This is a genomic window from Nocardia mexicana NBRC 108244, assembly GCF_001613165.1.
In the GTDB taxonomy this organism is placed as follows: domain Bacteria; phylum Actinomycetota; class Actinomycetes; order Mycobacteriales; family Mycobacteriaceae; genus Nocardia; species Nocardia mexicana.
Window position 1 is genome coordinate 1 of the sequence record NZ_BDBV01000041.1, and the last position, 14,677, is coordinate 14,677.

A 14,677-nucleotide genomic window follows, 5' to 3' on the forward strand; every position below is an offset into this window, starting at 1 on the left:
GCACAGGAATGGGAGGGCAGCGCGGCAGGGCAATAAAGGACAGCGTGACGGCTTTGCTGTAGGCGCTGCGGGCCCCCTTATTCCCTGACCCCGATCGCCCCTAGGCGATCGGGGTCAGGGAGATCACACTTCCCCGGCTAGGCTCAACAAAAAGTTCGGGTACCCGTAAAATGCATCCATGAGCACCACCGTCGCTGCCCCTCGCAAGCCGCTGAACCGGGCGAGATCGGCGACCATGCTGCTCGGGCCCGCTTTCGTGGCGGCCATCGCGTATGTCGACCCCGGCAATGTCGCCTCCAATATCAGCGCCGGCGCGCAGTTCGGCTACCTGCTGGTGTGGGTGATCGTGATGGCCAATGTGATGGCCGCGCTGGTGCAGTTCCTGTCCGCGAAGCTGGGGCTGGTCACGGGCCGCACCCTGCCGCAGGTGGTGCGCGATCGGTCGAGCCGTCCGCTGCGGCTGGCGTACTGGGGGCAGGCCGAACTGGTCGCGATGGCGACCGATCTGGCCGAGGTGGTCGGCGGCGCGATCGCGCTGAATCTGCTGTTCGACCTGCCGCTGCTGGTCGGCGGCGTGATCACCGGTGTGGTCTCGATGGCGTTGCTGATGGTGCAGAACAAGCGCGGGCAGCAGCCGTTCGAGCGGGTCATCATCGGCCTGCTGGCGATCATCGCGATCGGATTCATGGCCAGCGTGGTGATCTCGCCGCCCTCGGCGTCTGGCACCCTCGGCGGGCTGACGCCGCGCTTCGACGGCACCGAGAGCGTGCTGCTCGCCGCGGCGATGATCGGCGCGACGGTGATGCCGCACGCGATCTACCTGCACTCCGGGCTGTCCCGGGACCGGCACGGGCAGCCGGAGGCCGGGCCCGCGCGCACCCGGATGCTGCGGATCACCCGGGTCGATGTCGGACTCGCGATGGTGATCGCCGGAGCGGTGAATCTGTCGATGCTGCTGATGGCCGCGAACACCCTCAACGGCCGCGACGACATCGACTCCCTGGAATCCGCGCACGCCGCGGTGGGCGACGCCCTGGGCCCGTGGGCGGCGCTGCTGCTGGCGGTCGGCCTGCTCGCCTCCGGCCTGGCGTCCACGTCGGTCGGCGCCTACGCCGGAGCCATGATCATGGAAGGCTTGCTGCGCAGGCATATTCCGCTGCTGCTGCGCCGCCTGGTGACGCTGATCCCGGCGCTGGTCATCCTCGCCGCGGGCATCGATCCGACGCGCGCACTGGTGATTTCGCAGGTGGTGCTGTCGTTCGGCATCCCGTTGGCCCTGATTCCCCTGGTGCGCTTCACCAGCGACCGCACGCTGATGGGCGCCGACGTCAACCATCGCTGGACCACCGCCGCGGCCTGGCTGATCGCCGCGGTCATCTCGGCGCTGAACCTGCTCCTGATCTACCTCACAGTCACCGGCAGCGGCTCCTGAGCCGCGCCGCTGCCGGTCGCCGGGGCGGGTGGGTCCGCACGGGCCGTCGGACCCACCGCCTCGGTTCCCGGCAAAGAGCACGCCGAGATGACGGCTAATGGTTTGTCGCGAAGTGCTCGGCGATCTCGTCGCTGGTGGTCACCCACACGCCCGGGTGATTGACCACGTAGTCGAGGGCCTCGTCGAGGTAGCGGCGGCGGAAGGCCTGGCCGGTGACGAACGGGTGCAGGGCGAGGCCGAAAGCCCGTCCACTGTCGGCGGATTCGGCATACAGCTGGTCCACCTGGTCCTTGACCATCTGCACGAAGTCCGGTCCGGTGAGGCCCTTGGAGACGAAGATGCCGATGTCGTTGAGCTCCACCGAGTACGGAACACTCAGCATCCCGGGCACATTCAGCCGGTAGGGCTGGTCGTCGTTGGTCCAGTCGAGGACGTACTGCAGACCGAGCTCCGCCAAAAGCTCAGGGGTGTTGAAGGTTTCGGTGAGGCCCGGCCCCATCCAGCCGCGCGGCCGGTACCCGGTGGCCTTCTCGATGTTCGCGACGATCTCGCCCAGCGCCACCCGCTCGTCCTCCAGCGACAGCCCGGTGTGCAGGTGGCTGTTGCTGCTGCCGTGCGCCAGCCACACCCAGTCGCGAGCCTTCCCGGCCTCGATGATCTGCGGATAGCGCTCGCCCACATCGGAATTCAGCAGGGCGCTGGCGCGGATGCCGTGCTTGTCGAGCAGCTCGATCTGCCGCCAGATGCCCACGCGCGGGCCGTAGTCGCGCCAGCCGTAGTTGAGCGAGTCGGGCGTCAGCGAGGTGGTGCCCTCGTAGGTCGCCGTGCCGGGCAGGTCGACGTAGAAGTGCTCGATATTGAGCCCGACGTAGAACGCGACCCGCTTGCCGTCCGGCCAGTGGATCGGCGCGCGCTCGGTGATGGGGCTGTAGTCGAAAAGCGTGATGTCCTTGCTCATGCCGCTATCCTCGAACCTTGACATAGATGTGAGGGTCAAACGAGACCCGTTGTGAGGTGGGACATATGCGAATCGGGGAGCTGGCGAAGCGCACCGAGACCTCTCCGCGCCTGCTGCGCTATTACGAGGAGCAGGGCCTGATCACGGTGGGCCGCGCGGCCAACGGCTACCGCGATTACGACGACCGCCTGGTCGAGCAGGTCGTCCACATCCGCGGCCTGCTGGAGGCGGGTTTGTCGACCCGCCTCATCAAGCAGGTCCTGCCCTGCCTGGACGATCCGCGCGACATCCACTTCGCCGACGCCGACCCCGCGATCCTGGAGACCCTGGAGCAGCAGCGCGACCGGCTGACCCACCGAATCGACCTGCTCACCCGCAACCGCGACGCCATGACCGACTACATAGATTCCCTGCGCAGCTGCGCCCGTACGGCTATCTCTGTGTAGCTACACCCGCCCGTGGCGTAGGCGGAAGATGGCCTTGGCCAGGCGTAGGTGGCGCGGGTGGCGGTCGAAGGTGGAGAGGTTGACGGGGGCGCTGTAGCGCTTCTGCGCGATGGCGAGGGTGCGGCTGAACTCGCGAAGGCCGGCCTCGCCGTGCGTGTGGCCCTGTCCGTACTCGCCGACCCCGCCGAACGGCATGGACGGGATGCCCGCGTGCGCCATCGACGAATTGATCGTCACCACACCGGTTCTGATGCGGTCGGCCAGTTCCGGGACCGCGCGGACGTCGCGGGTGAAGACCGCGACGGCCAGGCCGTGGTCGGCCGCGTTGATGCGCTCCACCGCCTCGTCCATGGTGGCCACCCGGTTCACGATCAGCACCGGGCCGACCGCCTCGCCGGTGATCGCCGAGCTGTCCTCCGGTACCTCGGCCAGCACGATCGGCTCGATATAGGGCTCCCGGATCGAGTCCAGCCCGCCGACCACGGCGCGCCCGCCGCGCGCTATCGCGTCCTTGACCTGGCGGCGCACGATGTCGACCTGTGATTCCAGGATCATCGGGCCGTAGGAGGCGCGGCGATCGGCGCCCGGCCGCAGCTTGCGCGCCTGCGCGGCGACCTTCTCCAGGAACGGCTCGTACACCGATTCGGCGACGTAGGCCCGCTGAATGCCCGCGGCGCTCTGCCCCGCGTTCGACATGGCCCCGAAGACCGCGGCCTCGGCGGCGTCGTCCAGCTTGGCGTCGACCTGCACCACCATCGCGCCCTTGCCGCCCCGCTCGACGACGACCGGCGTCATGGACTGTGCGCACTGCGAGATCACTTCGCGCGCACCGGTCTCCGAGCCCGCGTAGGCGATCTTGTCGACCCGGGTGCGGCACAGCGCGGCGCCGGTGGAACTGTCGCCGGTGACCACCTGCAGCACCGGCTGATTCGGCGCCAGCCGGCTCCAGCTCTCGGCCAGCCAGACACCGACGCCGGGCGTGAGCTCGCTGGGCTTGAACACCACGGCATTTCCGGCCGCCATGGCGTAGGCGATCGATCCCATCGGCGTGAAGACCGGATTGTTCCAGGAGCCCAGCACGCCCACCACGCCCAGCGGCAGGTAGCCGACCGAGGCGCGCTGATTGCGCGTGAGCCAGGTGGAACCCAGTCGCCGCCGACCCAGCGCCTGCTCGGCGTTGCGCGCGGCCCAGTCCAGATTCTCGACCGCCAGCATCACCTCGATCGCGGCGTCGACCTCCGGCTTTCCGGTCTCGGCGCAGACGATCTCGACCAGTTCTCCGGCATTGCGCGAGATGGTGCGCTTCCAGTCCAGCAGCCACCGCTTGCGTCCGGCGAATCCGAGTGTGGCCCACCATTTCTCGGCGGACCGTGCGGCGCGAACCGTGCGGGTCAGCTCGCCGGTGCCCATCATCGCGTAGTCGCCGACGGCCTCGCCGGTGCGCGGATCGAACGACGTCAGCACCTTCGGGCGGCCGCGTTGCGTGGCCGGGCGCGGCTGCGCCGACCGGCGGCGCTCGTCGGGCCCGTCGCTGGTGCTGCGGGCGGACTCGGCCATTGGTCACCCTCTCGCTGGCGAATGCCCCGGCAACCGGTCCTCCCCGACCGGATCGCGATTGCCGCAGACAGGTGAGTGCATGTCTGTTCCCCTGCCCGTCAGACTATGGGCGCCCCGGTCGGCGGACAAGAAACGGTCACGGCGGGCAGACCACTCGGTCGGTGTGCAGGACCAGCGCCGATCCCGCCGCAGCGCACCCGCAACCCCGAAATGTGAGTAACGACACAACTATTCGTCAACCGCCGTGGGTACCACCCGCCCGACACTCGGCACATAGGCGACACATCAGGCAGGGTCCGAACCGCGGCCTGGAACTCGGCCACCGAACCTGCGCCTTCGAAACCCCGCCCGGCCCCTCGTCCCGCGAGTCGGAAGCCGCCCCCGACAACCCAGTAACATCGCGGCTGGTGGATGGGATCACCAAGCGGGGCGTACACACGGCGTTCCCGACAAACCGGTCACTACCCCGGTCGATAGTGGAGAGTTGATGCCGAGCTTGGACAACGCGGAGTCGGACCCCGGGGAGAAAGCGGGGTCGGAGACGTCCGTAGACGTGGCCGCGTCCGCCGCCGACGTTGCCCCGCCCAGCACCACCGGCGCCGCGGTCGTGGTGACGAATGTGCACAAGTCCTTCGGCGACGTCCATGCCCTGCGGGGCGTCAGCTTCACCGCCGAACGCGCCAGCGTGCTGGGCATTCTCGGCCCGAACGGCGCCGGTAAGACCACCGCGGTGAAGATCCTGTCCACGCTGCTGCGTCCCGATTCGGGAACCGCCGAGGTCGCCGGGCACGACGTGCAGAAGGACCCGGCCGGTGTCCGCCGCTCGATCATGATGACCGGCCAGTACGCGGCCCTGGACGAGAACCTGTCCGGCCGGGAGAACCTGGAGCTGTTCGGCCGGTTGATGGGCCTGACCAAGAAGGCCGCCCGGCGGCGCGCCGACACCCTGCTCGAGGAGTTCGACCTGGTCGGCGCGGGTCGGCGCGCGGTGAAGAACTATTCCGGCGGCATGCGGCGGCGCGTCGATATCGCGTGCGGGCTGGTGGTGCGTCCGGAGGTGGTGTTCCTCGACGAACCGACGACCGGCCTGGACCCGCGCAGCCGCCAGGGCGTCTGGGATCTCGTGCGGGCGCTGAAGGAGCAGGGCATCACGGTGCTGCTGACCACGCAGTACCTGGAGGAGGCCGACGTCCTCAGCGACAACATCATCGTCATCGACAAGGGCACGGTCATCGCGGAGGGCACGGCCGACGAGCTGAAGTCCAAGACCGGCGGCAACTACTGCGAGGTGGTGCCGCTGGATCCGACCCACCTGGTGCGGGCCATCGATGCGCTCGGCGATCTGGTTCCCGCGGCCGTGCGCAAGGATCTGCTGGTCGACGGCGCCGATCGCGCCTCCATCCCGGCACCCGACGGCGCCGCGACGCTCGCGGAGGCCCTGCGCCGCCTCGACGGCGCGGGCGTGGAACTGGCCGATATCGCGTTGCGGCGGCCGTCCCTGGACGACGTATTCCTATCCATCACCGGCCATTCGGGCGGGCATCAGTGAGTGCTCCCACCGCAATTGTCGAGACCCTGCTGTCCTCCGATACGCCACCGGCCCGGCCATCCGGCTTCGCGCAGTGGCGGGCGCTGAGCGGCCGCATCGTGCGGACGATGGTGACGCGGGGCGAACTGGTCGTCGCGATTATCGCGCCCCTGGTGTTCACCGTCGGCTTCTATCTACCGCTGCGATTCGTGATGAAGAGCAACGGCATCGATTACGCCCAGTTCGTCATGCCGATCATCGTCCTGCAGACCATGGCGTTCACCATGATGTCGAATGCGCAACTGGCGGCCACCGAGTCGATGACCGGACTGAGCGATCGGCTGCGGACCATGCCGATCGGATCGCTGGTGCCGCTGAGTTCACGGATATCGGCCGGTCTGGTGCGCTCGGGGATTTCACTCGTTGCGGCGCTGTGCTTCGGCTACATCATCGGTTTCCGATTCATTGCCGGAATCGGGCAGGCGGTGCTGTTCTGCGTATTCTCACTGGCGGTCGGCACGGTGCTGGCGATCGGTGCCGACGCGCTCGGCAGTCTGACCAAGAGCCCGGAATCGCTGAGCCAGGCGTTGACGCTTCCGACGCTGATCTTCGGCATGCTGTCGTGCGGATTCGTGCCGGAAAGCGGCTTCCCGGTATGGATCCGGCCGTTCGTGCGTAATCAACCGATCACGCAGTTCTCCTACGCCATGCGAGATATGGCGCAGGACGGGGTGAGTTGGCAAGTGCTGTGGGTTCCGTTGGTGTGGCTGGGTGCGATGGCGGTCGTCTTCGTGCCGCTGGCTGTCTGGGCGAGTGTGAGGCGGTCGTGAGCGTGGTCGAGGCGAGCACGGATTCGGTTGCCGCGAACAGAGATTCGACGGAATGGAACGCGCCGCTGCCGGTGGTGTCCGCGCAGTCCGAGCGGTCGGTGGCGATATGGGCACGGCACAGCCTGATTCAATGCAGGCGTTTGCTGACCGTGTGGATGCGAGATCCCGCGACCACCATCCAGTCGATGATCTACCCGGTGTTGATGCTGCTGATGTTCCGCGTGGTGCTGGGTGATTCGATCGATAGGGCGACCGGAACGCGCAGCGTCTACGGTTTCGTGGCGCTGGTCACGCTGGTGGCGGCGATGTCGGGGGGAATCGTGAGCGCCCTCGGTTTCCAGAACGAAAAGCGGTCGGGACTGCTGAGCCGATTCTGGACGATGCCGACCCATCGTGCCTCGGGGCTCACCGGACGATTGCTGGCCGAGGTCATCCGGGTATTCATCACCACGGTCGGCGTCGTCGTGGTCGGCGCGTGCATCGGCTTCCGCTTCTGGAACGGCCCGCTGGCCTCCGTGGCATTGTTCGCCATTCCGGTCCTGTTCGGGCTGGCATTCGCGGTCATGGTGACGGCGCTCGCGACGGTGTCGGAAGGCGTCGTGCTGGTGACCACCATCAGTATCGTGACCACGCTGCTGATGTTCTTCAATTCCGGATTCGTGCCGGTGTTCGCCTACCCGATGTGGTTGCAGAACACCGTGGAGAATCAGCCGATGAGTACGGCCATCGACACGATGAAGGGCCTCGCCTTCGACGGTCCGGTCGCCGAGCCACTGCTGAAGACCCTGGCCTGGACGCTCGGAGCGATCGTGATCTTCGCCTACCCGGCCGTGCGCGGCTACCGCCGGGCCGCCGAGACGGCCTGACTCGGCTACTCCGGCGAATCCTCGCCCAGCAGGGCGGCTTTCATCATTGCCTGCATGCGGGCCAGGGTCTCCGGGCGGCTGTCGAAACGCATGCGGCGTCCGACGTCCACGACCTGGGCTATCGCGGCGTGCACCCGGAAGCGCGCCTCGGCCGGGTCGCCCTCGAGTAGATGCGCCCACTCCAGCACGTTCTGCCGCTGGATGGAACGCAGCTTCTGCTGTTCGGCGGGAGGCAGATTCGAGAACTCGGCGAAGTAGACGGGCAGGATCTCCGGCATCGCGAAGGTGAGCCGCGCGAAGCGGGCGGCGATGCGCAGCGCGGCGTCCGAGCGGCTGGTCGCATCGGCCAGCGCCTCGGAATTGGCGATCGCGACCCGCTCGCCGGTGCGGTGGAAGGCCGCGGCCAGCAGGTCCGATTTGCTGGTGAAGTAGCGGTAGACGCTGGAGGCGTTGATGCCGACGGCCGCGCCGATCTCCTCGATGCTGGCCTCGTGGTAGCCCTGCCGGCCGAAGATCCGGATCGCCTCGGTGAGCAGCTGTTCGCGTTTGCTGCTCAGTGGCAGCCCGCGGACCGCCGATTCGGCCGCCTCCTGCGCGGGCGGCGGGGGCAGCTCGGTGTGCAGGATCGCCCGGCAGATGTCCTGCAGCAACTCGGTGAGCCGGGCCGTCGACAGCGCGGTGCGGTGTGCGGTGATGCTGCCGATCGCGCCGAGCATTCCGGTCGCGAGAATCTGGATGTCGGCGGCGGAGGCGTCCGGGCGCAGGGGCGCGATCGCGTTCTCCACGGTCTCGTGCAGTCCGGCGTAGATCACGCGGATTCGGGCGCGGTCCTCGCGCTCCAGATAGCGGCGCTCCCACCGGTACAGGCCGCCCTCGCGGCGCACCTCGATGGTGTGCTCGGTCAGGGCGCGGATCAGCGTGGTGAGTCGCGATTCCGGATCGAGTCGCGGGTCGTCGGCGGCCTGCGCGGTGTCGAGCAGCTGCTGCGCCCCGGCCTCGGCGGCCGCCACCAGCAGCGCGTACTTGTTGGTGAAGTGGCGGTACAGGGCCGGTCCGGAGATGCCCACCTCGGCCGCGATCTCGTCGACGCCGACGGGGTGGTAGCCGCGCTCGCTGAAGGCTCTGGCCGCGACCCGCACGATCTGGGCCTTGCGGTTCTTGGGCCGCCGCTGGATCGGGCGGCGCCCGGCCGCGGGGCTGTCCGGTCGCGCGGAAGCGAGCCCGGCCTCGCTGCGATCCGCGACCATACACCTCTCCTTCTGCCGTGCCGTCGTTGTTGACAGCGCCGGACAAGTCAACATAAGTTAACCACAATTCGCAAAGTTAACCATCATTCTCGCGACGCCGCCAGCGCTGACAGCCTTCCTGGGGAGTAACCATGAGTACCACCGACCACACGACCGCCCCGACCGGTTTCAGCGCCGTCCACGACGGGCCCGTGCTGCGCGTCACGATCACCAACCCCAAGCGCAAGAACGCCATCGACTACGACACGATGGTGGGCCTCGGCGACACCTTCCTCGCCGCCGCCGCGGATTCGTCCGTGCGCGCGATCGTGCTCACCGGCGAGGGCGGCGACTTCTGCACCGGCGCCGACCTGTCGGCCACGGCCGCCGAGGCACAGCGCGGAATCACCCCCGCCATGACCATGGATTCGGCCAGCCGGCTGGTGCGGGCCATCGTCGACTCGCCGGTCCCCGTGGTCGCGCGGGTCCGGGGCGCCGCCGCCGGAATCGGCGTGGCCCTGGCCCTGGCCGCCGACCTCACCTACGCCGCCGACGACTCCTACCTGCTGCTCGCCTTCGTCAATATCGGCCTGATGCCCGACGGCGGGGCCGCCGCCATGGTCGCCGCGGCCGCCGGGCGCCCGCTGGCCGCCGAGATGGCGCTGCTCGGCGAGCGACTGCCCGCGACCGAGGCCGCCGGGCACGGCCTGCTCACCCGGGCGCTGCCCGCCGACGAACTCGACGTCAAGGTCGAGGCGGTCGCCGCGAAGCTCGCCTCCGGCCCGCGCCGCGCCCTCGAACTCACCAAACGCGCGCTCAATCAGGCGGCCCTGGCCTCGCTCGACACCGCCCTCGCCGCGGAGAAGTCGGGACAGATCGAACTGCTGCAATCGGCGGACTTCATGGAGGGCGCCACGGCAATGCTGCAGAAGCGCAAGGCCGTGTTCAGCTAGTCATTTTCGGCGTGCTGTCCCGTCATCTCCGACCTGCTGTCCCGTCATTTCCGGCATGTTTTTCGGCCGGAGTCCACGCGGATGTCACACTCCGCTGCGCTGCGGCGTCGACCTCGTGACACACCGAGACAAGGGAGCGTGAGATGCGTATTGCAGTACTGGGTGCCAGCGGGCGGATCGGCCGCGAGGTTGTCGATGTGCTGAAGAATCAGGGCCACGAGGTTGTCGAGGCGACTCGGGCCGCGGGGGTCGACGCGTACGCGGGGACCGGGCTGGCGGAGGCGTTGGCCGGGGCGCAGGTGGTGGTGGATGCGATCAACGCGTCGACGACCGAGACCGAGGCGGTCACCGACTACTTCCGCACCATCGGGCACAACGTGCAGCGGGAGGCCGCCGCGGCGGGGGTGCAGCGGATCGTGGCGGTCTCGATCATCGGCATCGACAACTTCACCGCGGGCCACTTCGCGGGCAAACTGGCGCACGAACGCGCCTACCAGGAGGGGCCGGTTCCGGTCCGGGTGTTGCGCGCCGCGCAGTTCCACGAGTTCACCGAGATGATGCTCGACTGGACCACCCAGGGCGATACGGCCTACGTGCCGAAGATGCAGACCCAGTTGGTCGCCGCCCGCACCGTCGCCGAGAAGCTGGGCGACATGGTGGTCGAGCAGGGCGGCGCGGACCAGGTGGAGATCGCCGGTCCGCAGGAGTTGAACCTCGCCGCCGCCACGGCCCGGCTCGCCGAACGACGCGGCGCCCCGGCCCAGGTCCGGGAGGTCGTGGTCGAGGAGGACCCGAACCGCGAACTGCAGGCCACCGGCGCCCTGCTGCCCGGCCCCGGCGCGATCATCGCGGGCCCGACCTTCGACGAGTGGCTGGACCGGCACTACCCGGCCCGCTGACCTCCTGCATTTCCGGCACGCCCTTGGCCGGAATCCACCTGTGGCGAGGTGGATCCCGGCCAAAAGCACGCCGGGAATGAGGGCGGACGCACGCCGGGAATGAGGGCGGACGCACGCCGGGAATGAGGGGGACGCGCGCCGCGAATGGGGGGACGCGCTGGGAGGTGCGGGGCCAGTTGGCGAATGGCACGCAACTTGCTTACCGATCTTGCTCGGTGCTGCGCGCTAGTCTGGCGTTATGGCTTACCTGGTTACCGGGGCGACCGGGTGCATCGGTCGATATCTCGTTCCGGAGTTGCTGAAACGTAACGGTGAGATATTCGTGCTGGTGCGGCCCGGTGCCGACTCGGCGTATCGCTTCGACCGCTGCGCGCGGGAGTGGGGCGGTGGCGACCGGGTGCGGCCGGTGCGGGGCGACCTGGCCGCCCCCGGCCTCGATATCGACCCGGATTGGATTGCGGCGCACCGTGGTTCGATCGACCACGTATTTCATCTGGCCGCCGGGCTCGATACCGCGCTGCCGGGCGGCACCCGGCACCTGGTCGACGTGGCCGGACGGCTGGAAGCCGGTGCACTGCACCATGTTTCGACCGTCGAGGTGGCGGGAGCGGCTACCGGCCTGTTCACCGAGGACATGTTCGATGTGGGACAGGTCCGGGCCACGCCGTACCAGCGCGCCGCATTCGACTCCGAGCGAGTGGTGCGGGAACAGGCACGGGTGCCCTGGCGCGTCTACCGGCCGTCGATCGTGATCGGCCACTCCCGCACCGGCGAGATCGACCGGATCGCGGGACCGTACTACTTCTTCCGATTGCTGCGGATGGCCGCCCAGCTGCCCCGGATCCTGCCGCTGCTGGTGCCGAAGCTCGGCGAAACCAATATGGTGCCGGTGGATTTCGTGACCCGGGCGCTGGACCACATCGCGCACGGCCCGGCCGAACCGGGCACCACCTTCCACCTGGTCGACCCGCGCAGGCAGAGCGCCGCCGAGGTGCTCAACCTGTTCGCCGACGAGGCCGGGGCCCCGCACCTGGTCGAGGTGATGCCGAAGCCGACCCTCGACATGATGATGCGCCTGCCCGGCATCGGCTGGGTCCTACCCCGGGTGGGCGTACCGCGAGACGTACTCGAGCACAGCGAATTCGGCTGCTGGTTCGACTCCCGCAACACCGATGCGGCACTGGCGGGCACGGACATCCGGGTGCCGCCGCTGGCCGCCTACGCCCCGGTCATCTGGAAATACTGGGCCGAGAACTGGGTGTGATCGGGGGCTCCAGCGGGCGCGTGCGAATGTCGACCCGTATCCGGAAGACGCGCCGAAGACTGGAAACGGGGTCTACGCCCCGGGAGTGATCCGGCGCGGAGACGCTTCCCCGGCTTCCTGCGAGCCGTCACTCGGGTCTGCGCCCGGCGGGGCGTATTCGTAACCCACCCAACGGTTTCGGTTGGTCCAGCCGACGAGGTCGTAGCGCCAGCGGAACGGCCAGGTGCGCGCCACCGTCATGAACAGCACCGCGCCCAGGGGCGCGTAGTCGGCGTGGGCCGACAGCAGCGCCCGCTGCTGGCGCGGCGAGGCGGTGAAGAACGCCTCGAACATCGAGGTCGCCTGGGCGGTGGTGAGTCTGCCCAGGCCGTACACCCCGCGCATCCGCATCCAGTACACCAGCCGCGCCCGCCAAGGCCACAGCGCCGCAACCGGATCCGCACCGCCGCGCAGCGCGTCGACGGCGGTGTCCACCAGTGCCAGCGAGTCGGCCACGCTGTAGCCGGTGCACGGATGCATCATGCCGCCGCGGGAACCGAACGGAACCGGCCCGGTCGCACCGCGTTTCGGCGGCGGCTGGTCCAGCGGGTAGTGGGCTGCCTCGGTCGGTTCGTCGCCGCGCAGCCGGATGCCGTGGGCGGCAAGCCGATTCAGCGTCCGGCGGCGTAACTCGTGCTGCGGCATCCCGCCGCGCAGCCCCAGGCTGGTCTCCTCGAAGATCACCGTGCCGTCGCCGAGCGGCACCGAGTACAGGAACGACGGCGGCTCGCCGGGCCCCGCGCCGTTCTCGTCGCGCCAATCCAGCAGCAGCCCTTCGCCATCGCCGACCATCGGCGCCGCCCGCTCGGCATCGACGAAGATGCCGTGCGCGCTGGCGGTGCGCCGCGAGCCGGGGGAGGGCAGGCCGCGAGTATCGACCACGGCCGATGCGGTGATCACGCTGCCGTCCTTCAACTCGACCCGATGCGCCCCCACGCTGGCGGCCCGCCCCGCCAGCACCGTCGCATCATCGAGCGGAAGCGCATCGCGCAGCCCCTGTTTCGAGAGCACGCAGTACGGCCGCTCGATGCGGTGCGCGGATTTCGTCCACACCACCGGCGCCTCGATCCGCTGCGCGATCGCACTCGAAGGCAGCCACCCGGGCAGCTCATCGATCCAGCACGAAAACGTCGGCGGCCACAGCCGTTCCGGCCGCGGATCCACCGCGACCACATCCATCCCGGCCAGCATCGCCCGATGCGCCAGCGCCCGCCCCGTCGGCCCCAGCCCGACAACACACAGATCGGCATCCCGGACAGGCTGAGCGCTCATACTTCTCATTCAATCAGGGGTGTTCGGGGCGCGCCGCTATCGGTTCCGGCCTGCGCGGCCACAATCCGAATCGAAACGGCAGATATTGCCTTCTGCGGCCGGATAGTGACCGCTCAGGCCGGAACCGGCATCGGGCCTACTTCGGAGTCACCCAGGTGGTGATGTCGGCGTGCACCACCTCGACCCCGGACTTGTCGTAGATCGAGACGGGGACGACGAGGTCCTGTCCCTCGGTGATCGCGGAGAAGTCGGGGACCTCCGGAAGCTGGGCCACCGCTCGCAGCCCCGACCCCGCCTTCGCCAAGTACTGGACGTTCATGGCCTTGGGGATCCAGCGGTGCGTGGTCGGCACGGTGGCCTCGCTGAGCATGCCCATCGCCACCTCGGCCAGGTTGCAGGCGGCGATGGCGTGGAAGGTCCCGAGGTGGTTGTGGATGCCGAACCACTTCGGCGCCGTCACCTCGCACAGCCCCGGCTCCAGCCGCACCACGCTCGGCACCACGGTCCCGAAGTACGGCACCCGGGCCACCATGCCCAGGGAGAACAGCGCATGCCCGAGCCGATTGTCGGGCAGCTTCTTCCAGCCGCGATAGGTAGCGGTCTCGTTCGTCATGCCTGTATCTTACTGTGGAGTAAGTTCGGCGCCAGTGCCCGTCCCCGTTTCCCGCACCCGGGGTCGGGAGGATCACAGGGACCCCGATTTGAAGTCGCGTCGGCGGCTCATGCATACTGTTCGGGTTGCCTGCTCCGGGTGGCGTATGTCCTGTGGATATGCGGCTCGAAGGTGTCGGGCGAGCAGTACCCACCAAGTATCCCGTCGAGTCCGGCGTGGATACGTCCGGGACGAACGTTCCGAGGCTCATAAGGAAGATATTTCCCGGGCCGACGAATGAGCGGACGTGCGACACGCCCGACCGCGTGGACCGGAAGAACCATGACAGATGAACAGCGGCGAGGGATCGGGTCACCCCCGGTCGTGGTCTAGACGGATGCGTCAGCTGTGACTTCTCAGGTTCGGGCATGCAAATGAGGGTGCTTCGGGAGGCGACTTCCGGAACACAACGCAAGCGGAGAAAAGGACACTCAGCGTGGCGGGACAAAAGATCCGCATCAGGCTCAAGGCCTACGACCATGAGGCGATCGATGCGTCTGCGCGCAAGATCGTCGAGACGGTGACCCGCACCGGTGCCCGTGTCGTCGGGCCGGTGCCGTTGCCGACCGAGAAGAACGTGTACTGCGTCATCCGTTCGCCGCACAAGTACAAGGACTCGCGCGAACACTTCGAGATGCGCACGCACAAGCGGCTGATCGACATCCTCGACCCGACGCCGAAGACGGTCGACGCGCTCATGCGCATCGATCTGCCGGCCAGCGTCGACGTCAACATTCAGTGACGGGGACTGTAGA

General features: G+C 68.5%; 14 protein-coding genes. 9 read left to right on the plus strand and 5 right to left on the minus strand.

Going from position 1 to position 14,677, the window contains the following annotated elements; translation table 11 throughout:
• Positions 1–178 precede the first annotated feature (178 nt).
• Positions 179–1,432, plus strand: a complete 1,254-nt coding sequence (locus NM1_RS16545; RefSeq protein ID WP_068020502.1) for an Nramp family divalent metal transporter — start codon at positions 179–181, stop codon at positions 1,430–1,432.
• Between the two features lie 94 nt (positions 1,433–1,526).
• On the opposite strand, the gene NM1_RS16550 is transcribed toward NM1_RS16545, so the two are convergent.
• Positions 1,527–2,390, minus strand: coding sequence for a polysaccharide deacetylase family protein (locus tag NM1_RS16550; protein WP_068020504.1), 864 nt, complete (start codon positions 2,388–2,390; stop codon positions 1,527–1,529).
• Between the two features lie 65 nt (positions 2,391–2,455).
• Here NM1_RS16550 and NM1_RS16555 point away from each other — a divergent pair, with 65 nt between their 5' ends.
• Positions 2,456–2,836, plus strand: coding sequence for a MerR family transcriptional regulator (locus tag NM1_RS16555; protein WP_068020505.1), 381 nt, complete (start codon positions 2,456–2,458; stop codon positions 2,834–2,836).
• Here NM1_RS16555 and NM1_RS16560 read toward each other — a convergent pair whose 3' ends face one another.
• Entirely contained in the window at positions 2,837–4,393 is a 1,557-nt protein-coding gene (locus NM1_RS16560) for an aldehyde dehydrogenase family protein (protein ID WP_068020506.1), read from the minus strand.
• 487 nt (positions 4,394–4,880) lie between these two features.
• Between NM1_RS16560 and NM1_RS16565 the strand changes: the two genes are divergently transcribed.
• The 3 genes from NM1_RS16565 to NM1_RS16575 are packed head-to-tail and all read left to right on the plus strand — an operon-like array spanning position 4,881 to position 7,617.
• The gene (locus NM1_RS16565) at positions 4,881–5,942 is read left to right on the plus strand and encodes an ATP-binding cassette domain-containing protein (RefSeq protein ID WP_084519701.1); all 1,062 of its coding nucleotides are present in this window, start codon (positions 4,881–4,883) and stop codon (positions 5,940–5,942) included.
• A complete protein-coding gene (locus NM1_RS16570; protein ID WP_068020511.1) occupies positions 5,939–6,751 on the plus strand; it encodes an ABC transporter permease in 813 nt (270 codons plus the stop codon). Before NM1_RS16565 ends, NM1_RS16570 begins: the two co-directional genes overlap by 4 nt.
• 2 nt (positions 6,752–6,753) lie before the next feature.
• The gene (locus tag NM1_RS16575; protein WP_068020521.1) at positions 6,754–7,617 is read left to right on the plus strand and encodes an ABC transporter permease; all 864 of its coding nucleotides are present in this window, start codon (positions 6,754–6,756) and stop codon (positions 7,615–7,617) included.
• 5 nt (positions 7,618–7,622) lie between these two features.
• Here the strand turns inward: NM1_RS16575 and NM1_RS16580 are convergent, their stop codons facing one another.
• Positions 7,623–8,864: a TetR/AcrR family transcriptional regulator gene (locus NM1_RS16580; protein ID WP_068020512.1), complete on the minus strand. Its 1,242-nt coding sequence runs from the start codon at positions 8,862–8,864 to the stop codon at positions 7,623–7,625.
• A gap of 131 nt (positions 8,865–8,995) precedes the next feature.
• On the opposite strand from NM1_RS16580, the gene NM1_RS16585 reads away from it, so the two are divergent.
• From NM1_RS16585 to NM1_RS16595, 3 genes are all read left to right on the plus strand, one after another.
• Positions 8,996–9,796 (plus strand): enoyl-CoA hydratase, encoded by an 801-nt coding sequence (locus tag NM1_RS16585; protein WP_068020514.1) that lies wholly within the window; start codon positions 8,996–8,998, stop codon positions 9,794–9,796.
• A 143-nt stretch (positions 9,797–9,939) separates the two neighbouring features.
• Entirely contained in the window at positions 9,940–10,695 is a 756-nt protein-coding gene (locus tag NM1_RS16590) for an SDR family oxidoreductase (RefSeq protein ID WP_068020516.1), read from the plus strand.
• A gap of 238 nt (positions 10,696–10,933) precedes the next feature.
• The gene (locus tag NM1_RS16595) at positions 10,934–11,959 is read left to right on the plus strand and encodes an SDR family oxidoreductase (RefSeq protein WP_084519703.1); all 1,026 of its coding nucleotides are present in this window, start codon (positions 10,934–10,936) and stop codon (positions 11,957–11,959) included.
• Positions 11,960–12,031: 72 nt separating this feature from the next.
• Here NM1_RS16595 and NM1_RS16600 read toward each other — a convergent pair whose 3' ends face one another.
• Both NM1_RS16600 and NM1_RS16605 read right to left on the minus strand, forming a co-directional pair.
• Positions 12,032–13,279: a lycopene cyclase family protein gene (locus NM1_RS16600; RefSeq protein ID WP_068020517.1), complete on the minus strand. Its 1,248-nt coding sequence runs from the start codon at positions 13,277–13,279 to the stop codon at positions 12,032–12,034.
• Positions 13,280–13,406: 127 nt separating this feature from the next.
• Positions 13,407–13,883, minus strand: a complete 477-nt coding sequence (locus NM1_RS16605) for a hotdog fold domain-containing protein (RefSeq protein WP_068020519.1) — start codon at positions 13,881–13,883, stop codon at positions 13,407–13,409.
• A 475-nt stretch (positions 13,884–14,358) separates the two neighbouring features.
• Between NM1_RS16605 and rpsJ the strand changes: the two genes are divergently transcribed.
• On the plus strand, positions 14,359–14,664 hold the full coding sequence (rpsJ, locus tag NM1_RS16610; protein ID WP_003938093.1) for a 30S ribosomal protein S10: 306 nt from the start codon (positions 14,359–14,361) through the stop codon (positions 14,662–14,664).
• Positions 14,665–14,677 lie beyond the last annotated feature (13 nt).

Excerpts from the sequence above, each read along its gene's own strand:
- NM1_RS16580 (WP_068020512.1), bottom strand. The coding sequence starts at position 8,864 with ATGGTCGCGGATCGCAGCGAGGCCGGGCTCGCTTCCGCGCGACCGGAC.
- NM1_RS16550 (WP_068020504.1), bottom strand. The coding sequence starts at position 2,390 with ATGAGCAAGGACATCACGCTTTTCGACTACAGCCCCATCACCGAGCGC.
- NM1_RS16555 (WP_068020505.1), top strand. The coding sequence starts at position 2,456 with ATGCGAATCGGGGAGCTGGCGAAGCGCACCGAGACCTCTCCGCGCCTG.
- NM1_RS16595 (WP_084519703.1), top strand. The coding sequence starts at position 10,934 with ATGGCTTACCTGGTTACCGGGGCGACCGGGTGCATCGGTCGATATCTC.
- NM1_RS16560 (WP_068020506.1), bottom strand. The coding sequence starts at position 4,393 with ATGGCCGAGTCCGCCCGCAGCACCAGCGACGGGCCCGACGAGCGCCGC.
- NM1_RS16545 (WP_068020502.1), top strand. The coding sequence starts at position 179 with ATGAGCACCACCGTCGCTGCCCCTCGCAAGCCGCTGAACCGGGCGAGA.
- NM1_RS16600 (WP_068020517.1), bottom strand. The coding sequence starts at position 13,279 with ATGAGAAGTATGAGCGCTCAGCCTGTCCGGGATGCCGATCTGTGTGTT.
- NM1_RS16590 (WP_068020516.1), top strand. The coding sequence starts at position 9,940 with ATGCGTATTGCAGTACTGGGTGCCAGCGGGCGGATCGGCCGCGAGGTT.
- NM1_RS16605 (WP_068020519.1), bottom strand. The coding sequence starts at position 13,883 with ATGACGAACGAGACCGCTACCTATCGCGGCTGGAAGAAGCTGCCCGAC.
- NM1_RS16565 (WP_084519701.1), top strand. The coding sequence starts at position 4,881 with ATGCCGAGCTTGGACAACGCGGAGTCGGACCCCGGGGAGAAAGCGGGG.
- NM1_RS16585 (WP_068020514.1), top strand. The coding sequence starts at position 8,996 with ATGAGTACCACCGACCACACGACCGCCCCGACCGGTTTCAGCGCCGTC.